Origin of the sequence: Allobosea sp. CCNWLY174, assembly GCF_037120455.1 — a bacterium.
Lineage (GTDB): Bacteria > Pseudomonadota > Alphaproteobacteria > Rhizobiales > Beijerinckiaceae > Allobosea > Allobosea lupini.
The window spans coordinates 190,264-210,490 of record NZ_JBBBBQ010000001.1 but is presented as its reverse complement, the minus strand read 5'-3'; the positions used below and the strand labels follow the sequence as shown (position 1 = coordinate 210,490).

Annotated in this window: 17 protein-coding genes; 7 read left to right on the top strand and 10 right to left on the bottom strand. The window is 67.9% G+C overall.

What is annotated here, in order from left to right:
* The first annotated feature begins 3 nt into the window (after positions 1 to 3).
* Genes tagF through V7S63_RS01025 form a run of 3 tightly spaced genes read left to right on the top strand, consistent with a single transcriptional unit; the run spans position 4 to position 3,454 of the window.
* On the top strand, positions 4 to 696 hold the full coding sequence (tagF, locus tag V7S63_RS01035; protein ID WP_244543641.1) for a type VI secretion system-associated protein TagF: 693 nt from the start codon (positions 4 to 6) through the stop codon (positions 694 to 696).
* Positions 693 to 1,490, top strand: a complete 798-nt coding sequence (locus tag V7S63_RS01030; protein WP_336528903.1) for a PP2C family protein-serine/threonine phosphatase — start codon at positions 693 to 695, stop codon at positions 1,488 to 1,490. Before tagF ends, V7S63_RS01030 begins: the two co-directional genes overlap by 4 nt.
* Positions 1,487 to 3,454 carry a serine/threonine-protein kinase gene (locus V7S63_RS01025; protein WP_336528902.1) on the top strand — a complete coding sequence of 656 codons (1,968 nt, stop codon included), beginning with the start codon at positions 1,487 to 1,489 and terminating at the stop codon, positions 3,452 to 3,454. The genes V7S63_RS01030 and V7S63_RS01025 overlap by 4 nt, the downstream gene beginning before the upstream one ends.
* 59 nt (positions 3,455 to 3,513) lie before the next feature.
* On the opposite strand, the gene V7S63_RS01020 is transcribed toward V7S63_RS01025, so the two are convergent.
* The 5 genes from V7S63_RS01020 to V7S63_RS01000 all read right to left on the bottom strand — a co-directional run bounded on the left by V7S63_RS01020 (position 3,514) and on the right by V7S63_RS01000 (position 9,972).
* Positions 3,514 to 3,792, bottom strand: coding sequence for a hypothetical protein (locus V7S63_RS01020; RefSeq protein ID WP_336528901.1), 279 nt, complete (start codon positions 3,790 to 3,792; stop codon positions 3,514 to 3,516).
* 114 nt (positions 3,793 to 3,906) lie between these two features.
* Positions 3,907 to 5,499, bottom strand: coding sequence for a transglycosylase SLT domain-containing protein (locus V7S63_RS01015; RefSeq protein ID WP_336528900.1), 1,593 nt, complete (start codon positions 5,497 to 5,499; stop codon positions 3,907 to 3,909).
* Between the two features lie 65 nt (positions 5,500 to 5,564).
* Positions 5,565 to 7,136: a methyltransferase domain-containing protein gene (locus V7S63_RS01010; RefSeq protein WP_336528899.1), complete on the bottom strand. Its 1,572-nt coding sequence runs from the start codon at positions 7,134 to 7,136 to the stop codon at positions 5,565 to 5,567.
* 50 nt (positions 7,137 to 7,186) lie between these two features.
* On the bottom strand, positions 7,187 to 8,377 hold the full coding sequence (locus V7S63_RS01005; RefSeq protein WP_336528898.1) for an OmpA family protein: 1,191 nt from the start codon (positions 8,375 to 8,377) through the stop codon (positions 7,187 to 7,189).
* A 74-nt stretch (positions 8,378 to 8,451) separates the two neighbouring features.
* A complete protein-coding gene (locus V7S63_RS01000; protein WP_336528897.1) occupies positions 8,452 to 9,972 on the bottom strand; it encodes a caspase family protein in 1,521 nt (506 codons plus the stop codon).
* A gap of 141 nt (positions 9,973 to 10,113) precedes the next feature.
* On the opposite strand from V7S63_RS01000, the gene V7S63_RS00995 reads away from it, so the two are divergent.
* The 4 genes from V7S63_RS00995 (at position 10,114) to V7S63_RS00980 (ending at position 16,073) form a co-directional block, all read left to right on the top strand.
* Positions 10,114 to 11,370, top strand: coding sequence for a DUF4399 domain-containing protein (locus V7S63_RS00995; RefSeq protein WP_336528896.1), 1,257 nt, complete (start codon positions 10,114 to 10,116; stop codon positions 11,368 to 11,370).
* Positions 11,367 to 11,825, top strand: a complete 459-nt coding sequence (locus V7S63_RS00990) for a DUF4399 domain-containing protein (protein WP_100960597.1) — start codon at positions 11,367 to 11,369, stop codon at positions 11,823 to 11,825. The genes V7S63_RS00995 and V7S63_RS00990 overlap by 4 nt, the downstream gene beginning before the upstream one ends.
* A 59-nt stretch (positions 11,826 to 11,884) precedes the next feature.
* A complete protein-coding gene (locus V7S63_RS00985) occupies positions 11,885 to 13,639 on the top strand; it encodes an SUMF1/EgtB/PvdO family nonheme iron enzyme (protein ID WP_336528895.1) in 1,755 nt (584 codons plus the stop codon).
* A gap of 193 nt (positions 13,640 to 13,832) precedes the next feature.
* Entirely contained in the window at positions 13,833 to 16,073 is a 2,241-nt protein-coding gene (locus tag V7S63_RS00980) for a caspase family protein (protein ID WP_336528894.1), read from the top strand.
* A 78-nt stretch (positions 16,074 to 16,151) separates the two neighbouring features.
* On the opposite strand, the gene V7S63_RS00975 is transcribed toward V7S63_RS00980, so the two are convergent.
* From V7S63_RS00975 to sufC, 5 genes are all read right to left on the bottom strand, one after another.
* A complete protein-coding gene (locus tag V7S63_RS00975) occupies positions 16,152 to 16,490 on the bottom strand; it encodes an SUF system Fe-S cluster assembly protein (protein WP_236846693.1) in 339 nt (112 codons plus the stop codon).
* A 94-nt stretch (positions 16,491 to 16,584) separates the two neighbouring features.
* Positions 16,585 to 17,823 (bottom strand): cysteine desulfurase, encoded by a 1,239-nt coding sequence (locus V7S63_RS00970; RefSeq protein ID WP_336528893.1) that lies wholly within the window; start codon positions 17,821 to 17,823, stop codon positions 16,585 to 16,587.
* Position 17,824: 1 nt separating this feature from the next.
* Positions 17,825 to 18,034, bottom strand: coding sequence for a tautomerase family protein (locus V7S63_RS00965; protein WP_091828663.1), 210 nt, complete (start codon positions 18,032 to 18,034; stop codon positions 17,825 to 17,827).
* Complete coding sequence (gene sufD, locus V7S63_RS00960; RefSeq protein WP_336528892.1) at positions 18,034 to 19,383, bottom strand: Fe-S cluster assembly protein SufD; 1,350 nt, start codon at positions 19,381 to 19,383, stop codon at positions 18,034 to 18,036. The genes V7S63_RS00965 and sufD overlap by 1 nt, the downstream gene beginning before the upstream one ends.
* Positions 19,383 to 20,135, bottom strand: coding sequence for a Fe-S cluster assembly ATPase SufC (gene sufC, locus V7S63_RS00955; RefSeq protein ID WP_091828660.1), 753 nt, complete (start codon positions 20,133 to 20,135; stop codon positions 19,383 to 19,385). The genes sufD and sufC overlap by 1 nt, the downstream gene beginning before the upstream one ends.
* Between the last annotated feature and the right edge of the window lie 92 nt (positions 20,136 to 20,227).

The window sequence follows — 20,227 nt, the reverse complement described above, 5'->3', positions numbered from 1 at the left end:
GGGTTGTTCGGGAAGCTTCCGGGCAAGCGGGATTTCATCGCGCTGAATGCGCCGACGGCCTTTCTGTCGGCCTATGAGCGCTGGCTCCAGGGCGGGCTCACCGCCAGCCGGGTCGAGCTAGGCGGCGGCTGGCAGGATGCTTTCCTCAACGCGCCGATCTGGCGCTTCTGGTTCGGCAGCGCCTTCTGCGGCACCACCGTCGCCGGCGCCTTCATGCCCTCGGTCGACGGCATCGGCCGCTATTTCCCGCTGACCGTCTTCGCCCTCGCCGGCCCCGGCGCCGCGATCCCGCCGCCCGAGCTCGATCCGCAGGATGCATGGTTCGCCCAGGCCGAGGACTTCCTCCTGCGCGCGCTCGAACCCGAGGCAAGCTTCGAGGCCGTCTCGCATGCGCTGGGCGGGCTCGCTTTGCCCAATGACGATCTCAAGGCCGCTCCACCCGCCGATATGGTGCGCCTTTCCGACGGCACCATCGTCAGCGCACTCGATTCGGCGACCTTCCCGTCCAGGCTCTCGGCGCTGCGCGTCGAGGACCATACCCGCGCCTATGCCCATGCCAGCTATCTCTGGACCATCGGCGGCGACGATTTCGAGCCGCTTGCCTTGGTCGGCCATGGCCTGCCCAGCCCCTATCTCTACACCGGTCTCTTGACCGGGCGCTTCGACGCCTTCCTCGGCGCAGGATCGACAGCATGAACGAGCACCGCACCGGCTCCAGTTTCGAGACGGGCGCGGTCAGCCACGCCGGGCGCGTGCGCAGCCATAACGAGGACAACCTGGTGGTCCGGCCCGAACACGGGCTCTGGGCCGTCGCCGACGGCATGGGCGGCCATCAGAACGGTGCCATGGCGAGCGCCACCGTGGCGGCGAGCCTGTCGGCCATCGGCGCGGCCAGCTCCGCCGCCGAGCTGCTCGACCGGCTCGAACGCGGCGTGGTCGAGGCCAATGCGGAACTGCGCCGCAAGATCCGCGAGCATGATGGCGCCACCATGGGCGCGACGCTCGCCGTGCTGCTCGCCCATGACCGCCATTTCGCCTGCGTCTGGTGTGGCGACAGCCGGGTCTATCTCGTCCGCAGCGGGCAGATCACGCAGGTCACCCGCGACCACACCGAAGCCCAGGACATGATCGAGCGCGGCCTGCTTACAATCGAAGAAGCGCGGACCTGGCCGCGGCGCCATGTCATCACCCGCGCCATCGGCGTGCATGACCGGCCCGAGCTCGATATCGACCATGGCGAACTCGAAGGCGGCGACGTCTTCGTGCTCTGCTCGGACGGGCTCACCGACCATGTCCGCGACGAGGAGATCCTGCGCGCGACGGCGGCGACCGGCGCCCAGGCCGCCTGCGACGCCCTGCTCGCGCTGACGCTGGAGCGCGGCGCCACCGACAATGTCACCGTGATCGTGGTGCGCTATCATCACGACGGCGGAAGCGAAAAGACGCGCTGGGTGCCGAACATGCGACAGCGCAGGAGCGATGCGCCATGAGCGATTCCGACCGCACCGTCTTCCTGCCGCGCACGGGGCTGGCGCCCGGCGTGCGGCTGAACGGCATCTACGAGATCGAGCGCCTGATCGCCACCGGCGGCATGGGCGAGGTCTATCAGGGCCGCGCCATCCAGACGGGCGATGCCGTCGCGATCAAGATCGTGCGCTCCGACATGGCGCAGGACGCCAACGTCATCGCTCTCTTTCGCAACGAGGCGTCGGCGCTGCACAACCTCTACAACGAGGCGATCGTCCGCTATTACGTCTTCACCGTCGACCCGGCGACGCAGGCGACCTATCTCGCCATGGAGTTTGTCGACGGCAAGTCGCTGTCCGACCTGTTGAAGCAGGGCCCGCTGCCCTTCGAGCAGGTCGACCTGCTGCGCCGGCGCATCGCGTCCGGCCTGCATGCCGCCCATATGCTGGGAATAACCCATCGCGACGTCTCGCCCGACAACATCATCCTGCCCGGCGGCCAGGTCACGCGCGCCAAGATCATCGATTTCGGCATCGCCAAGTCGAAGCTGGCCGAGAAGACGGTGATCGGCTCCGGATTTGCCGGCAAGTTCAACTATGTCTCACCCGAACAGCTCGGCCTTTACGGCGCCGAGGTCACCGGCAAGTCGGACATCTATAGCCTCGGCCTGGTGCTCGCCGAAGCGCTCGGCGGCCGCCCGCTCGACATGGGCGGCACCCAGATGCAGATCCTGGAGAAGCGCCGCCGCGTTCCCGATCTCTCCGCCATCGACAAGCGCATCCGCCCGCTGCTGGCGCGCATGCTGGCGCCCGATCCGAAGGACCGCCCCGCCGACATGGCCGAGGTGGCCTCCTGGCAGGCGAAAGGCGGCGCGAGCCCGGCTGGAAGCGGCGGACGCGCCTTTCCCTGGCCGCTGGTCGCGGGCGTTGCGGCAATCGCCCTCCTCGCGGGCGGTGGGTTCTTCGCCTGGAAAATGCTGGGCGGCGGCACTCCGGTCCAGCAGGCGCTGAACAGCCCGCCGCCAGCCTTGAGCGACGATCGCCCAGCGCCCTCGCCTAGCGCGGGATCGAGCGCCCCCGTGCCGGAGCTTACGCCCGTGGCACCGCCTCCGCCGGCCAACCCGGCACCGTCGCTACAGCCGGCGACCCAGACCGAGCCGCCCGCGCTGCAATCTCCGCCGCCTTCCACCCCGGCAGCGCCGACGCAGCCGGCCCCGTCTTCGCAATCCCCTGCGCCCGTGACACCGGAATTGAAGCCGGCGCCGACACCGCCGCCGGCCACCCCAACCTCGACGACCGGCCCGAAATCGACCCCGGTCGCTCCGCCGCCAGCCTCAACGGCACCTGAGCCCGAGCCGCGCACCGCCGCCGAGCGGACGGCACGCTATATCGCCGACTATGACGGCGGCGCCTGCTTCTTCCTGTGGCCGACGGCGATCGCCGACAAACGCACCACGGTCGAGGGCTTCGGCAGCACGGCCGAGCCCTTCGTCGGCTTCGATGCCGCCTTCAAGAAGGCGCAGGGCTACGAGGCGCAGATCAGCCTGCGCACCGTCACCACGGCGCAATGCCCGATGGTCGACTTCCTGCGCCAGCTCGGCCGCGGCATCGACCGCAGCCCGGTCATGCAGATCGGCGCCTTCACCATGCGGAGCGGCGACACGCTGTCCGGCACGGTCGAAAGCGACCCGAGCAAGAATCTCGATATCCTGCTGATCGGCGATGACGGACTGGTCTACAATCTCGCCAACTACACCCGCCGCGAAGGCGGCAAGGCGAGCTTCAACCTCAAGCTTGAATCGACGGCGGCTTCAGGCGCGCCCGTGCGGCCGCAGACCGTGCTGGCCTTGGTGAGCCCGGCACCGCTGCCGAGCCTTTCCGGCCCAAACCCGGCCCCGGCCGGCGATGTCTTCCCCGGGCTGCACCAGGACCTCGCCCGCGCCGGCGGCAAGGTCGGCATCGGCATCAAGTATTTCCGGATCGAGTGATTGTCGGACTCGTCACGCTCGGGCGCATCGAAGCGCAGAGCCGGGAACGACGAGAGCCATCAGTCCTCGCGGTAGAGCTCGCCCCAGTCGTCCTGCCAGAGGCCGTCTGTGTCCTCGACGACGATCGGTGCCTTGATCTCGTTGGCGAGGCGCACCGCCGAGCGAAAGCCCTCGACCGGTTCGAGCTCGTCGCTGACGAAATCATTGACGAGATGGCCTCCCGCCAGCTCCGCCGGGCAGGCGATGCGAGCGAAAGTCTTGCCGTCGCGCTGACCAAGGCTCAGCGTGATGGCGTCGGGCTGCGGCTCATCGACCTGCTCGAACCGGTTCTTCCCCATCGTCGTCTCCTCGCCCTCGGGATCACTGGATCATGGGCCATCGCTGCCATCGCGGCAAATGCGCTGCACCCGTGGTCGCTTTGGCCGGGCCTGGCCGGTATTCGCCTTGAGCACCTACTTCTGCGGCTGCCGCGCCGGAGCCGCAGCCGGCCCGCCGCGCACCACCTTGTAGCGGTCGAGCCTGACCTTGATCATCTCGTCGAACTTCTTGTGCACCTCGGAGACCGAGAGCGTCTTGGTCTCGCCGCCGGCCTGGGCGTAGAAGATCGGCCGGTTGGCTTCGGCCGGCTTCGGCAGCAGGGCTGCTGCGCTCGCGCCGGGCGTCTCCTCCATCGTCTCGATGAAGGTCTGCGCCGCATCCGGCCCGAGGAAATGGATCAGGTAGATCTCGCCGCCGGTGAGATGGCGCCCCATCGCCTTTTCCAGCCTGAGCGTATCGCGCTTCAGCATCTCGCCGGCCAGCAGGGCCGAGAGATAGGGCTCGCGCCGAAGATCGAGGATGCGCTGGCGTTCGTTGGCGTCGGCGATGACGAACTGTCGGCCGCTGCGGGAAATCAGCGCCGCCTCGGCGACGAGTCCATGCTTGCGGCCGAACTCGAAGATCACGCCGAACCAGGTTTGCTCGATGAACTGGTAAAGCCCGGTCGCGGAAGAGGTCTTCGCCTTCACCTCCGTCGCGAACGAGGACTCCTTGTCGGCAACCGCCATCAGCAGGGTCGGGTCGGCGCCGACGACGCGCCCTGCCCTGACGATCATCTCGACCAGATGCCGGCGGATCTTGATCGGCCCGAAGGTCAGGATCTGATTGGGGTCGCCGGTATAGTTGATCGGCGCCTGCGGCAGCTGGCTGCGCGGTGCCGCCGCCGGTGCGCCCGGCTTGCCCGGCAAGGTCGGCGGCACCAGGATGATGTTCGACGGCGGCATCACCGGGATCGGCAGCCCCGGCGGGTTCGGCATCTCCGCCGCGACCTGCTCCTTGATCGCCGCGAGCGAGGGATCGGCGTTCAGCGCGAACTGCGTCGCCTGCCTGGCAGCCTCGAGATCGCCCTCGACCGAGGACAGGATCAGCGATGGCCGGGTCGGCGCCTTCAGCGCTGGCGCCTCGACGCTCTCGATCGGCTCGAAGCCGCCGGTCACCTCGGTGGAACCGGGCTTCAGCGTCGCAACCGCGACACCGCCGGCGATCGCCAATACCAGCGCGCCGCCGCCGATCAGGGAGACGAGCCGCAGCCGCGAACCGTCATCGGCAACCGCGAAGGGCACTCCGGCGGCAACATTGGTCGCGCTGGCGCCACCGGCCACAGCCCTTTGCGCCAGCACCAGCCAGTCCGGCGGCTTGCCGTCCTTGCTGGCGGCCTCCTGCAATTCGGAGACCATCCGGCGCGCCTGCTGGGCCGGGACATCAGCATCGCGCTCCAGCGTCGTGGCCGCACTGCGCGCGCCCTGTTCGGTCAACGCCTTGAGCGCGAAAAACCAGAGCTGCAGCGAGATGCGCCTGCTCTCCAGCGGCGTGCCCTGGCAGGGCGAGACCAGGAAATTGCAATGCGGGCAGGCATAGGCGCGCAGCTTCACCCGCGGCGCGAAGGCCGAGGTCTTGCCGCAGGCCGAGCAGGCGAGCGTCGTGCCGCCCCGCCGCGCCCGCATCATGGTTTCGAGGCAAGCATCCTCCTGGAATGCGGCCTGAAACTGCTTGAAGCGCTGCCCCATCCTTCGCTACCGCTGCTGCCGTGCCCCGCCATACGCAGCCGGCGCGGCCTCGACAAGCCTTGCTCTCAACCTGCCAGCAGAGCCAGCCGTGCGACATCCCTCAAATGCATGTCGACTTCCGCCGCCGTCGCCTGCTTCGGCAGAGCCGGGCCGCCGTGCCCCGAAGCATGCGCTTCGGCCAGGAAGGCATTGAGCGCGTCGAGCAGCATTGCCGGCGTGCGAGTGCCGTCGAGCAGGCTGACGAATTTGCGAACCACCACGCCATCCAGCGCAACGGCCCGATGGCGCAGATCGGTGACCTCGTGGCTGGCGAGCGCCTGGCGCCGCGCCAGGAGGCTTGCGACCGGCCGCTCGCTGATCCCAGTCGCCAGCCGATGCGGCTCCAGGCTGACCTCGATGAGGCCGGCCCGGTAGATCGCGGTCAGCGCCTCGTTCAGGCGCTCGATCTCATGCTCGTGGTCGGGACCGGCCTCCTGCAGCGCCAGGGTGACCAGCTCGTCATGGTGGATATTGCCCGGCCACGTCCGCCCGAGGGCCCGCAGTGCCGCCTTGGCCGCCGGCAGGTCGACGGCGAGGCGAACGCCGTCGGCGAACAGGAAGCTCGCTGCGCCGGGGCGCTTCTCATCCACCCTGTCCACCTCTTCCTGGACATTGGCGGCGAGATGATAGGGCGCGAAGCTGAAGCCGGCGAGGCCGCGATGCAGCGCGATATCGGCGCGGCAGAGCAGGGTCTGGCGGAAGCAGCGGCCGATCAGCAGGTCGAGCGCCTGCTCCTGCCGCAGGGGCTCGGAGACCGGGATCGCATTCAACACCTGCTGGGCCGGCCCGCGCGCCCCGCCGAAATTGTTCGGGAAGGAGGTCTCGGACAGGAATTGCAGCCCATGCGGCTCGGCCGCCGCCAGCACCTCGTGCAGGGCGAAGGCGCGCGCCCCGGGGTTGAGGTCGTCATGGTAGAGGACATTGTCGGGGATATCCTCGATCTGCTTGGCCCGCTCGCGCAGCGCAACGCCGTAGAAGGTCTCCGCATCGGTCGCCTCGGCGAAGCGCCTGATCGCCGCCCGCGCCACCCTGACCTTCTCGATGGGATCGTCGATCTCGCGCGTCTCGAACAGCATGACGTCGCGGGCGAGGTCGCGCAGGCGGCAGCCCGGCAGGGCGTTGTAGCTGACATAGGCGATGCCCTGCGGCGCCAGCAGCTCGCCGAAGAGCGCCAGGATCCGCTCGCGCACCGGCTGCGGCACCCAGGAATAGACGCCATGGACGATGATGTAGTCGAACTCGCCGAGCCCCGTGGTCACCGCCATGATGTCGCGCTGCTCGAAGCTGACATTGCCCAGCCCCAGCTCCGCCGCCTCCGCCTTGGCGTGCGCGATCGCCCGGCCGCTCAGGTCGATGCCGACGAGCTGCGCTCCCGGGCATTGCAGCGCCATCGGGATCAGGTTGCCACCGCTGCCGCAGCCGAGCTCCAGCACCCGCATCGTCGCGGTCGGCGCGGGGGTCATGCCGTGGATATGCGCGATCGTCGCCAGATGCGCCGGATGCGTCTGCGAGAAGGCGTGACCAGGATAGGCGACCGCGTCATAGGGGTTCGTCGCCAAGTCTTTCATCGCCAAGTCTTTCATGGCCATGTCGTTCATCGAGGAATTCCGTCTATCCCGTTCGTATCGTTGTAGATTGTGAGACGCGCTCAGCAGCCGATCACCTTGAACTCGACCCGGCGGTCGAGCGCGTCGCTGGCATCGTCCTTGCCGGTTCCGACCAGGTTCTCGTTGTAGCCGCGCCCGCTCGCGATCATCCGGCCACGGCTGTCGGGCGCCCCCGCCTGGAGCAGGTCCATCACATATTGCGCCCTCAGCACAGAGAGCCGCTCGTTGACCTGCGGCAGGCCGGTGCGAGAGGTGTGGCCGACGATCTCGATGCAGGCGCCCTTCTGCTGGGCGCGGGTCGCGATCTGGCTCAACCACATCGGATAGGGCTCGGTGATCTCGGGGTTGGCGATGAACTGCGTCGAGCCCGGCTGGAACAGCAGCTTGACCATCAGCTGGTTGCCGGCAAGGCCGCTATCGACGAGATCGCCGAAGGCTTCGACAGCATCGTCCTTGCGCCCGAGCTTGCTGCTGGCGAGGTAGGCGCCGATGCGGACACGGTGCTGGTCGCCGCCGGGCAGCGCCCGCGCCGTCCGGTAGAAGGCGAGCGCCTCGCGATAGTGCCGCGCCTCGTATTCGAGGATGCCGTCATTGATCAGCGCCGCGACGTTGAGGCGCTCGGCATAGAGCGGATCGATCGCGTCGCCGAGCTTCGTGCCCTGGCAGGTCTTGATATAGACTTCGGTCGCCGGGTCCTTCGACCACATCGGCGAATCCCGGTAATAAGTCGTCGGCGTGGCGTCGATGCCGTCCGGCTTCGCCCGAGCGACGCCCTTCGACACCACTCGCTTCGATTTCATGTCCAGCAGCGTCAGGCAGATCCGGTAGGCGTCGCGCGCGCCCTTCGCGTCCCCGGCATTGTTGACCGCAGTGAAGGTCCCGACCAGCACCGCCGGATTGCGCGCCAGCGCCTCGGCCGAGAACGGCTGCACCTGGAAGCGCGGATAGGATTTGCCGACCAGCTCGATCAGGCTCTGCTGCATCGAGCGGGTCGAGGTCGATTGCGCGCCGGAGATGCCGTCGATCAACGGGTCGATCACCAGTGTGATGCGTTCTCCCTCGATCTGCGCCTTGGAGAAGAGATCGTTGGCAGCCCGCTCCAGCGCCTGCGGAAACGGGATCGGCGTCGGGGCTGCAGCCGGCGGCGGGCTCGGGGCCGGCTGCGTCTGGGCCAGGGCCGGAACGGCCAGCAGCCCCAGCAAGACCATGCAGGCGAGCGGAGAACGACGCATCGAAGCCCCCAATTGCATCATGTCCGAGGCGATGTCTGGCCTTCGCCGAAGGCGAAGGCCGCTTCGCACCTGTGTCAGCGGCAGTTCTTCGGGACGCTGCCGCCATCGCCGAGCTGGGCCCGCATCAGCGCGTCGGTGCAGTCCGTCGCTGCGCCACCAGCCGGACGGCGCTTGCTGTTGCGCGGTTCCGGAGCGGCTTCGACGCCGCCGGTCAGGATGCCGGTCGACTTGCGGTCGAGGACGACGCGCGGCTGCTGGACCTCGCGCGGCTCCTGCCGCTGCGGGCGCGTGCTGGGAACTGCCGGCAGCAGCGGCTTCTGCGGGGCCGGCAATTCGGTCACGCCACCGGAATTCATCCGCGTCGCCACCGCCTTCTCGCGCTCCTCGCGCTCCTGCGAGAGCTTGGCCTTCTCGGCTTCGAGCGCAGCGAGCTCCTGCTCCTTCTTGGCCAGCTCCTTGGCGAGCCGCTCGCGCTCGTTCGCATCAGTCTGCTTCGTCGGCGTCACCTCGCCCGGCTTCGGCACGGCGCGCTCGGTGTCGGCGGTCTTGCCGGCATCGCGACCGGCGAGATCCGTCGCCGCCTTGGAACGGTCCTTCTCGGCCTGCTGGACGCGATCCAGCAGCGCCTTCTCCCTCGCCGCGAACTCCTGCTCGAGCTTCTCGCGCTCGCCAGCCCCGAGGCCACGGCGCTCGATCAGGTCGAGCCTCGTCTTGGCGTCGACGGCGAAGAAGCTGGTCGGGAAGCGCTGGATGAAGGCCTTGATCTCGGCGGCGTTGTCGCTGCTGCGCAGGCGCTTCCAGATGTCGGCGTCGGTCTCCTCGCGGTTGAGGTAGAAGTCGCCGAGCAGCGAGAGCGAAAGCTCCGGCGTCTGCTTGCCACCCGTGGAATCGTAGACCGCCTTCTGGACGCGGCGGAACATGGTCGCGATCTCAAGGCCGGGCTGCTGGATCTCCTGCACCAGCGCCGCGGTGAACGGGCTGTTGCGGCCGGCGCCATCGGCGGCGACGTCGTTGGCCTGCGTCGCATAGGCGGTGACCATGCCCTGCGCCTTGGCGATCGGCGCGAGGCCCGTGCCGATCGACATGCTGCGGGTCGCGGACTTCTTCGACAATTGGGCGAGGAAGGGATTGTTGCGGCAGGCGTCGAGCACCATGATCTTGACGCCCTTGGCGAAGCCGAGCGCGGTCGTGACTTCGCTGAGCTTGACCGTCTCGTACTGGACCGAGACCTCGTCGTCGATCTTGGCTTCGACCGGAACCAGGAAGTTCTCGCCGTTGAACTGGAAGCCGTGGCCGGCATAGTAGAACATCACCGCGTCGGCATCCTGCGCCAGCCGCGCAAAGCGCGAGACGGCGGCATCCATGCCGCGCTTGTCGAGATCGATGCCGTCGACCACCTCGAAACCGACCTTGCGCAGCGCTTCGGCGGTGTCGCGGGCATCGTTCGGCGTATTGGGCAAGGGAGGCGCGTTCTTGTAGGCGGAATTGCCGATCACCAGGGCGACGCGGCGATCCTGCGTCTGCGCAACCGCCGGCATGCCGACAAGCTGCGCAAGAAGAGCGATCAGTGCACAAAATCTGACGGCTACGATCATGGCACCATTCCCTGCGTCACCCTAAAGAAAGTGACCGTGAAAATCCAGATTTATCCGCCTGTCATGACAGGCGGTTTGCTTGCTCCCCACCCAACCCGCTGCTAACTTTACGGCGGTCACGCGCCGCAAGGAAGAGCGTCGATGCGGGGACTTCGACTTAAGCTCATTGTCGGGGTTACGGCCGTTTTCGCCGCGACCATTTCCATGGGCGTCGCGCAGGAGCGCGCCCGGGCGCGCAGCCCTGCCCCCGCCGGCGCGAAACTCTCCTTCATCGATCTGCAGAACAATGCCCGCATTCCCGGCAAGGCGACGATCCGCTTCGCGATATCGGGCATGGAGATCGCGCCCGCCGGCACGGCGCGACGGAACACCGGACATCATCATCTGCTGATCGACACCGAATTGCCGCCGCTCGGGCAGCCGATCCCGAGCGATTTCAATCATCTCCATTTCGGCGGCGGCCAGAGCGAAGCCGAGATCCTGCTTTCGCCCGGCCGCCACACGCTGCAACTTCTCTTCGCCGATCACGATCATGTGCCCCACGATCCACCGGTGATCTCGGAGAAGATCACCGTCGAGGTCATGGCCGCGCCGGAGGAGAAGCCGCGAACGGTCGCCGCTCCAAATGCCCGGGTGTTCTTCGTCGGCCTGCAGGACGGCGCCGTCATCCCGCCACGCTCGGTCGTCCGCTTCGGCCAGGAGAACATCGGGCTCGTCCCCGCCGGCACCAGGCAGGACAATGCCGGCCATCACCATCTCCTCGTCGACACCGACCTGCCGCCGCTCGACCGCGAGATCCCCAGCGATTTCAACCATCTGCATTTCGGCCGCGGCCAGACGGAAACCGAGCTCACCTTGCCGCCCGGCGAGCACACGCTCCAGCTCCTCTTCGCCGACCATGAGCATGTCCCGCACGATCCGCCGGTCATGTCCCAAAAGATCAGGGTGCGCGTGCAGCAGGCCTCGGCCGCGAGCCCGCCGCCGGCTGCGCCCCCGCCTGCCCGCACAGCTTCCGGCCGGACGCCGGCGCCCAACGACGCGGCGGTCTATTTCATCTATCCGCGCGACGGCACGCGCATCTTCGCGACCTCGACGATCCGCTTCGGCCTGCGCAATATGGGCGTCGCCCCGGCCGGGGTCGTCAGGCCCAATACCGGCCACCACCATCTCCTGGTCGACGTGCCGACGCCGCCGCTCGACGCCGCGATCCCCGCCGATCTCAACCACATCCATCTCGGCAACGGCCAGACCGAACGCAAGATCACGCTGCCGCCGGGCGAGCATACGCTGCAGCTCATCCTCGGCGACGATCAGCATGTCCCGCATGATCCGCCGATCATGTCCGAGCGCATCACCGTCTATATCGGCGCTCCCGCCAAGCGGAGGGCACGCCGATGACTGCCGGTACGAAGCGACTGGCCGCTGTTCGGCCCGGGCTCGCACTGCTCGCCGCGCTTCTTCTCACGCCTTCGACGCTCTGGGCCCAGACCGCCAGCCCGCGCCAGCCGGCACCGCGCAACGCCCTTGTCTATTTCCACTACCCGCTAGACGGCCTGCGCGTGCCCGAGCGCTTCACCGTGCGGATCGGGCTGAAGGAGATGGGCGTCGCCCCGGCCGGCATCGACAGGCCAGGAACGGGGCACCATCATCTGCTGATCGACACCGATCCTGGGCCGCCGGACCAGCCGATCCCGTCGGACTACAACAATATCCATCTCGGCAACGGCCAGACCGAGGTGGTGGTCACACTCCCGAAGGGGACGCATACGCTGCAATTGCTGCTCGGCGATCACACCCACACGCCGCACCGGCCGCCGGTTATGTCTCAGAAGATCACAGTCTACGTCAGATGAGGGATCGATGCGGCTCGGCCGCATCGCCAAGCGAAAGGCCGCAGCGAAGGATGAACGCCATGTCCTGGTATCGGTGCCTCGCCGCGGCCGTGCTGGCCCTGCTCGCGCCGTTCGCTCCAGCCCTCGCCCAGGGCAGCAGCGGCCAGCCGCCACGCATCGCGCTGGTCGTCGGCAACGCCGCCTATCGCACGGCGCCTCTGGCCAACGCGGCTGTCGATGCACGCGCCGTCGCCGATGTGCTGCGCCAGGGCGAGTTCGATCTCGTCAGCATCGAGAACGCCGACCGGCCCGCCCTGGACAGCGCGATCGCGACCTTCCGCGGCAAGCTTACGCGCGGCGCCCAGATCATCGTCTTCTATGCCGGGCATGCGGTGCAATCGCGTGGCCGCAACTTCCTCGTTCCGGTCGATGCCACGCCGCGCGGCCCGGCCGAGGTCGCACGCGACGCCATCGATCTCGACCAGCTCCTCGATGCTCTGATCGTCAGCCGGCCCGCCAGCGCCGTGGTCGTGCTCGACGCTGCGCGCGACAATCCCTGGCAGGCCGGGCTCGGCGGCGGCAAGGGGCTCGCCCCGATCGAGCCGATCGAGACGATCGCGATCATGGCCCCGACGGCGCCGGGAAAGACAGTGGCCGAGACGCAAGGTCGCACCGATCCGGCGATCGACGAATGGCTGAAGGCGATCCGCACGCCAGGGCTCGACATGACAACGGCACTGACCCGCACGCGCGACGCCGTCAGCCGCGCGACAAGGCGCTCGCAGCAGCTCTGGTTGTCCTCGATGCCGCCGGCCGGGCTCGTCGTCACGCCGCCGGGCCGGCCAGTCGCGACTGCCCTCAACACCACTCGCGCCATCATCAGCGCGCCGCCCGCCCCGGGTCCGCAATCCGACCAGCTCGGCCCCTACGAGCTTTCCTTCTGGGAGACCATCAAGGACAGCCGGAATCCGGACGAGTACCGCGCCTATCTCGAGGCCTATCCGAACGGCCGCTTTGCCGGGCTCGCCCGCACCCGCGAGCAATCCCTCAGGGCCCAGCGGGCAGCAGCGACGCAGCCGCCCGCGCCGTCTCCAACGCCGGTCCCCGCGAGCGCCACGCAAGCCCGCAACGTGCGCGATTGCGACGATTGCCCTGAGCTCAGCCTGATTCCGGCCGGCAGCTTCGAGATGGGCTCGAACGAGATGTTCGAGTTCGAGAAGCCGGTTCACGCCGTCACCATCGGCCGGCCGTTCTATATCGGCACCGACGAGGTCACCTTTGCGCAATGGGACGCCTGCGTCGCCGAGGGCGGCTGCAGCCACCGGCCGAGTGACCGCAATCTCGGCCGCGGCAAGCGCCCGGTGACTGACATCCACTGGAACGACGCCAACGCCTATCTGGTCTGGCTGTCCTACAAGACCGGGCGCAAATACCGGCTGCCGACCGAGGCGGAATGGGAATATGCCGCCAGGGCCGGCACGACGACCAGCTATCCCTGGGGCAATGCGGCCGACAAGGAGATGGCCAACTGCCTCGGCTGCAACGCGCAGCCGCGCCGGCAGGCCAGCGAGGTCGGGCAGTTCCCGCCGAACCGCTTCGGCCTGCGCGACATGGCCGGGAATGCTGCCGAATGGGTCGCAGATTGCTGGAGCGAGAACTATCGCTCCGCCCCCCGCGACGGCAGCGCCTACGCGCCCGCCGGCTGCCGCGAACGCGTGCTGCGCGGCGGCTCCTTCAACAACGACCCGCGCTATCTGCGCTCGGCGGCGCGTTTCAAATACGAGAGCGATGTGCGCTTCTACACCAACGGCTTCCGCGTCGTGCGCGAGCCCTGACCCCGCGCGGCGAAGCGGGCCGAGCGCTGAGCCAGGTGGCAATTTGCACACAGATGCGGAACGAAGGCCGCCAGGCGGCAATTTGTTGTTCTCTTCATGGCTGCGCCGCCGCTAATCTCTGCCTTGCTAAGGGTAAGCGTAACAGACGAATCAGCAGCGGCCGAGCTTCGGGCCAGGCCGCCGAGGAGGCGCCATGCGGACCGGCCTGCGGCTACCTATCTGCATCCTGCTGGCGCTCGCCGCCTTCGCAAGCGCCCTCGCTCTCGCCATAACCCCTGCCATGGCCCAGCAACGGCGCTTCGCCTTCGTTATGGGCAATGGCGCTTACCAGAACATCGCCAAGCTGCCGAACGCCCTCAGCGACGCCAATGCGACGCGTGGGATGTTGCAGGAAGCCGGTTTCGACGTCACCGCCGCGACCGATCTCTCGCTCGCCGGCCTTCGCAGCGCGCTCGACGTGTTCGTCGAGAAGGTGAAGCAGAGCGGCACCGGTGCGACCGCCCTCGTCTACTATGCCGGCCACGCGGTGCAGCTCGACGGCGCCAATTACATCCTGCCGACGGATGTCCGCGTCGAAACCTCGGCCAACATCCCGAACCAGTCGCTCTCCCTGACCGAGATCCTGCGCAAGCTCGACGCAGCCGGCGCCAGATCGAAGATCGCGATCCTCGACGCCTGCCGCAACAACCCCTTTGCCGGGCGTGAACTGTCGCGCGGGCTGGCGCTGCAGATGGTCGACGGCGCCAACGAAGGCATTCGCAGCGAAGCGGGCCTCGCCCGCGTCGATTCCAGCAGCGGCACCTTCGTCGCCTTCGCGACCTCGCCCGGCTCGACCGCGGCCGACGGCACCGGCCCCAACAGCCCGTTCACCACCGCCTTCCTGCGCGAGGCGCGCGAGCCGGGGCTGCCGATCGAGCAGGTCTTCCGCCGCATCCGGCTTGCCGTCTACGACGCCACCAGCGGCATCCAGGTCCCCTGGGATACCTCTTCGCTGATCACCGATGTCAGCTTCTTCCAGCGCCCCGCCGGCGCAGCCCCTGCACAGCCCACAGGCACTCCCGCCGCCGCGGGCGCCGTCCCGCTCGCGGCTCGCCCGACCGCAGCGGCGTTGCGCGCCATGTCGCCAGCTGACGCCTATCGCACGGCCATCGCCTGGGATCGCCGCGACATCTACCGCAGCGCCCTCGCCAGCAACCCGGACGACCAGAGCGCCCTGAGGCTGCATCGCCTCCTGTCGCAGCGGACCGAGGAGACTGCCTGGGCCGAGACCGTTCTCGCCGGCGACGCGGAATCGCTCAAGCTCTTCGCCCGCCTCTATCCCGGCTCGCAGCATGAAAACGAGGCGCTGCGCCTGGCCACGAGCGCCCCGAGCCGCAATCGTGTCCAGGTCGCCCAGACCTGTCCGATCTGCCCGGCCAGCGAGCCGCGCGTCCGGCGGGCCTACTACACGCCGCGTTCGCCGGGCCAGCCGGGCGCACCGCGGCAGCCGCGCCCGGTCCAGTCCGCGCCGGCCGTTTATGCCCCACCGCTTCCGGTCATCCTGCCCAGCCAACCGCGCTGGACCGGCTTCTATGTCGGCGGCTCGCTCGGTGGCGGCCGCCAGAGCGGCAGCACGAGCGTACAGGGGCCCTATGGCACCCCGACGATCACGCCAAGCACCACCACGACCAACAGCACGACCACCACGACGACCGGTGTCGCGAACACCACGACCACGACGACGAACACGTTTACGACGACCGAGGATTCGATCCCGGTGACGACGACCGTGACGTCGACGACCAACACGACGACGACCACCACCAACACCTCGACGAACTCGTCGAGCACCACCGTCCCCGGCACGCCCACCGCCGCCTCCTGGGCGATCGACCCATCCGCCGTGCCGCGCAGCCTGACGCCGGAAGGAAACGGCGCGGTCGGCGGCGCTCAGTTCGGCTTCAACTACCAGATGGGCGCGATCGTGATCGGCGCCGAGGCGGACCTCTCCGCCACCCGCCTCGGCGGCAGCAAGAGCACTTCCATCAATCCCGGCACGCAGTTCACGACCCGCTCCAGCAATGAACTCTCGATGCTCGGCACGGTGCGGGTGCGCGCCGGCGTCGTGCTCGGCAACTTCCTGATCTACGGCTCGGGCGGCTATGCCTATGGCCTGGTCGAGCAGAAGGGCTCGATCACGCCCGACAACACCCAGACCACCTCGGCCGCCAGCGGCTCGCGCTCGGGCCTGATCGGCGGCTGGGCTGTAGGCGGCGGCGTCGAGTACGCGATCGCCCCCGGCATGACGGTACGGCTCGACTACACCCATTACGAGCTCGGCCAGAAGCGCCTGCTCCTGCAAGACTATACCGGGCTGGCGCCGGACCAGTATGCCGCGATGCGGCTCCGCACCGCTGGCGACATCGTCAAGGCCGGCTTCAACTTCGGCTTCTGACCGACGTCACGACAACGAAAAAGGCCGCTGCATCGCAGCGGCCTTTTCTATTCTGCAAGGAGGGTGAGGCTCCCGCGCTCACCACATGTCGAGCGCGACCCGGGCCTCGTCCGACATGCGCGACTGGTCCCAGGGCGGATCGAATGTCATGTTGACCGTCACGCCAGAGACGCCCGGCACGGCGCCGACCGCATTCTCGACCCAGCCCGGCATCTCGCCCGCCACCGGGCATCCTGGCGCGGTCAGCGTCATGTCGATCGCCACCTGCCGGTCGTCGGCGATGTCGACACGGTAGATCAGGCCGAGTTCATAGATGTCGGACGGGATCTCCGGGTCATAGACGGTCTTCAGCGCCGCGACGATGTCGTCGGTCAGCCTGTCGATCTCCTCCGGCGGCAGGCCGGAGCTTGCGCCCATGGTCGGTGCGTTCGGCTTGAACTCTTCGGCAACGGTCTCGGTCATCGCAAAACTTCCATTCGGCGCAAGGCTGGCTTGGCAGCCCGGCGGAGCATCATGAGAACAGCTCTTCCGCCTTGCGCAGGGCTTCCACCAATATATCGACTTCCTCCAGCGTATTGTAGAGGCCGAAGGACGCACGGCAGGTCGAGGTCACGCCATAGCGCGCGAGCAGCGGCATGGCGCAATGCGTGCCGGCCCGAACCGCGACGCCGGCCCGGTCGATCACCGTCGCCACGTCATGAGCATGGGCGCCGGCGAGCTCGAAGGCGATGATCGCGCCCTTCTCCTTCGCCTTGCCGAAGATGCGGATCGAGTTCATCTGCCCGAGCCGCTCCATCGCATAGGCGTTGAGCCTGGCCTCATGCGCGGCGATGTTCTCGCGTCCCAGCGCCATCATATAATCGAGCGCCGCACCCAGGCCGACCGCCTCGACGATCGCCGGCGTGCCCGCCTCGAAACGATGCGGCGGATCGTTATAGGTGATCGCATCCTCGCTCACGGTCGCGATCATCTCGCCGCCGCCTTCATAGGGCGGCAGCTTTTCCAGCCATTCGCGCTTGCCCCAGAGAATGCCGGAGCCGGTCGGTCCATAGGTCTTGTGGCCGGTGAAGGCGTAGAAGTCGCAGCCGAGCGCCTGCACGTCGACCGGCAGGTGAACCGCGCCCTGCGAGCCGTCGACGACCAGCGGGATGCGATAGGCCTGGCAGATCTTCGCGACCTCGGCGATGGGGACGATGGTGCCAATCGCGTTCGACATATGCGTCAGCGACACCACCTTGGTGCGCGGCGTGATCAGCTTCTCGAATTCCTCGATGAGGAAATTGCCGTCCTCGTCGACCGGCGCCCACTTGATCACGGCGCCGTGGCGCTCGCGCCAATAGTGCCAGGGCACGATGTTGGAATGGTGCTCCAGGATCGAGAGGATGATCTCGTCGCCATCCTGGATCTTGAGATATTGCCCGAGCGAGGAGGCGACCGTGTTCAGCGCCCCGGTCGAGGAGCGGGTGAACAGCACTTCCTCGATATGGGCGGCGTTGAGGAAGCGCCGGGCGCTCTCGCGCGCCGCCTCATAGGCCTCGGTCGAAGCGTTGGCGAGATAGTGCAGGCCGCGATGGACGTTGGAGTAATCCTCGCGCATCAGCCGCGTCATCGCCTCGATCACCGCTTCGGGCTTCTGCGCCGAGGCGGCATTGTCGAGATAGACCAGCTTCTTGCCATAGACCTCGCGCGAGAGGATCGCGAAGTCCTTGCGGATCGTCTCGACGTCGTAGGGCTTCGCGATCGCGTTCATCTCAGGCCTTTCCGGCGGGCTCTGTGGGCCGATCGGCAACAAGGATCCCGGCATGGCCCCAATCCTCGCGCTCGATCTCCTGGATCACGATATGGGTGGCCTGCGGGTTCTTGCCGAGCACGCGGACCAGCGTCTGCGTGAACTCCTTGACGATCTCGGCCTTTTGCGCGCGGGTCGCGCCCTTGGTCATCTGCAGGTTGACGTAAGGCATCAGGCGGCTCCGGGCTTGGGTGCACCTTCGCGCTGGCCGAGCCAGCAATCGATCTCGCGGCCGACGATCTCGCGAACGCCCTCGTCGCCGACCATGTCGGAGACCTCGCCGACGAAGGCGGCAAGCACCAGCGCCTCGGCCTGCGGCCGCGGCAGGCCGCGCGCCATCAGGTAGAAGAGCTGCTCCGCGTCGACCTGCGCCACGGTCGCGCCATGGCCGCAGACCACGTCATCTGCGAAGATCTCGAGCTCCGGCTTGTTGAACATGGTGGCGCCGTCGTTCAGCAGCAGCGCATGGCTCTTCATGCTGCCGTCGACCTTCTGCGAATGCTGGCGGACGATGACCTTGCCCTGGAAGACGCCGGTGCCTTCGCCCTCGGCGATGGTCTTGAACAGCTCGCGGCTCTCGCCATGGGCCGCCGCATGGTCCATCACCAGCGTGACGTCGGAGTGCTCCTGCTTGCGCAGCAGGTTGATGCCGCGCAGCGCCGCGCGGCTGTGCTCGCCGCCATAGCGCAGGAAGCTCTGCTGGCGCAGCACGCCACAGTTCACGGCGACCGCGACGGAATCGAAAGCGGCATGGCCGCCTAGCTCGACCAGCAACGACTGCACCTGCACGGTCTCGGCGCGCTGGCGCGAGACCATGCGCACATGCTCGACCTCTGCGCCCTCGCCGATGACGAAGGAGGTCGCATGGTTGACCTGGACCGGCGCCGGGCCGACGCTTTCCTGCAGCTCGACCACGGTGACCTTGGCGCCGGCGCCGATCCTGACCAGCGAGCGCGAGACGATCGAGGCTTCGCTCGCACCGGTACCGAGCGCCAGGAGAACGATCGGCTGATCGAGCTCGGTGCCATCGGCCACGTCGATCACGACGCCGTCCTGGGCGAAAGCGGCGTTCAGCATCAGGGCGCTGTCGTCGCGTGCCACCTCCGGCGCCGTGAAGGCCGCGGCGATCTCCTCCGGGCTCTCGGTCAGCGCCTCGGCAAGGCTGCGCGCCGTGATGCCGGCAGGCAGGCCCTGCAGATCGGAATCGGCAGCGCTGAACACGCCGTCGATTGTGACGAAGCGCCGGCCGGCGATGGTCTGCAGCGCCAGCCGGTCGGCGATCGCCTGCGGCCGGGTCGGGCGGCGCGCCAGCGGCTTCGCCTCGCGCCAGAGCGCGCGCAGATCGGTATAGCGCCAGGATTCGAGCCGGCGATGCGGCAGGCCCTTGGCCTCGAAGCCGGCGAAGGCATCCTCACGCACCTTGCGCATCGCGCCGGCGCCCGGCAGCTCGGCCTTGACGCTGGCGAACTGCTCGACGAGCTGCTGCTCGGCCGCGGTCTTGAGCGGGGTGATGATCGCCATCACGCCGCCTCGCCATAGGCGGCGTAGCCGCTCTTCTCGAGCTCGAGCGCCAGCTCCTTGCCGCCGGTCCTGACGATCCGGCCCTTCGACATCACGTGGACGGTGTCGGGCACGATATGGTCGAGCAGGCGCTGATAGTGGGTGATGACGAGGAAGCCGCGGTTCTGGGCGCGCAGCGCGTTCACCCCGTCGGCGACGATGCGCAGCGCGTCGATGTCGAGGCCGGAATCGGTCTCGTCGAGGATGCACATCGACGGCGCCAGCAGCGCCATCTGCAGGATCTCCATGCGCTTCTTCTCGCCACCCGAGAAGCCGACATTGAGCGGCCGGCGCAGCATGTCCCGGTTGATGCCGAGCTTGTCGGCGGCAGCGTTCACCTGCTTGATGAAGTCCGGCGTCAGCAGCTCGGCCTCGCCGCGCGCCTTGCGCTGCGCGTTCATCGCCGCCTTGAGGAAGGTCATGGTGGCGACGCCGGGAATCTCCAGCGGGTACTGGAAGGCCAGGAAGATGCCGGCGGCGGCGCGGGCATCGGCCTCCATCTCCAGCAGGTTCTCGCCATTGAGCAGGATCTCGCCGTCGAGGACCTCGTAGTCCTCCTTGCCGGCGATGACATAGCTCAGCGTCGACTTGCCGGAGCCGTTCGGCCCCATGATCGCGGCGACTTCGCCTGCGTTCACCGTGAGGTTGAGACCATTGAGGATCTGCTTGTCCTCGTCGGCGATCTTGACGGTGAGATTGCGAATTTCGAGCATCGTTCAGTTCCGATTTCCTGCCACGTCAGGCTCGGCCTTGTGCCGAGCGTCCGCGACGCGCGCATTGCAAACAAAAGGCGTGGATGGTCGGG

Excerpts from the sequence above, each read along its gene's own strand:
- V7S63_RS00965 (WP_091828663.1), bottom strand. The coding sequence starts at position 18,034 with ATGCCTTACGTCAACCTGCAGATGACCAAGGGCGCGACCCGCGCGCAA.
- V7S63_RS00975 (WP_236846693.1), bottom strand. The coding sequence starts at position 16,490 with ATGGGCGCAAGCTCCGGCCTGCCGCCGGAGGAGATCGACAGGCTGACC.
- V7S63_RS01010 (WP_336528899.1), bottom strand. The coding sequence starts at position 7,136 with ATGAACGACATGGCCATGAAAGACTTGGCGATGAAAGACTTGGCGACG.
- V7S63_RS01025 (WP_336528902.1), top strand. The coding sequence starts at position 1,487 with ATGAGCGATTCCGACCGCACCGTCTTCCTGCCGCGCACGGGGCTGGCG.
- V7S63_RS01015 (WP_336528900.1), bottom strand. The coding sequence starts at position 5,499 with ATGGGGCAGCGCTTCAAGCAGTTTCAGGCCGCATTCCAGGAGGATGCT.
- V7S63_RS00980 (WP_336528894.1), top strand. The coding sequence starts at position 13,833 with ATGCGGACCGGCCTGCGGCTACCTATCTGCATCCTGCTGGCGCTCGCC.
- V7S63_RS01030 (WP_336528903.1), top strand. The coding sequence starts at position 693 with ATGAACGAGCACCGCACCGGCTCCAGTTTCGAGACGGGCGCGGTCAGC.
- V7S63_RS00970 (WP_336528893.1), bottom strand. The coding sequence starts at position 17,823 with ATGAACGCGATCGCGAAGCCCTACGACGTCGAGACGATCCGCAAGGAC.
- V7S63_RS01000 (WP_336528897.1), bottom strand. The coding sequence starts at position 9,972 with ATGATCGTAGCCGTCAGATTTTGTGCACTGATCGCTCTTCTTGCGCAG.
- V7S63_RS00990 (WP_100960597.1), top strand. The coding sequence starts at position 11,367 with ATGACTGCCGGTACGAAGCGACTGGCCGCTGTTCGGCCCGGGCTCGCA.
- sufC (WP_091828660.1), bottom strand. The coding sequence starts at position 20,135 with ATGCTCGAAATTCGCAATCTCACCGTCAAGATCGCCGACGAGGACAAG.
- sufD (WP_336528892.1), bottom strand. The coding sequence starts at position 19,383 with ATGGCGATCATCACCCCGCTCAAGACCGCGGCCGAGCAGCAGCTCGTC.
- V7S63_RS01020 (WP_336528901.1), bottom strand. The coding sequence starts at position 3,792 with ATGGGGAAGAACCGGTTCGAGCAGGTCGATGAGCCGCAGCCCGACGCC.
- V7S63_RS00985 (WP_336528895.1), top strand. The coding sequence starts at position 11,885 with ATGTCCTGGTATCGGTGCCTCGCCGCGGCCGTGCTGGCCCTGCTCGCG.
- V7S63_RS00995 (WP_336528896.1), top strand. The coding sequence starts at position 10,114 with ATGCGGGGACTTCGACTTAAGCTCATTGTCGGGGTTACGGCCGTTTTC.
- V7S63_RS01005 (WP_336528898.1), bottom strand. The coding sequence starts at position 8,377 with ATGCGTCGTTCTCCGCTCGCCTGCATGGTCTTGCTGGGGCTGCTGGCC.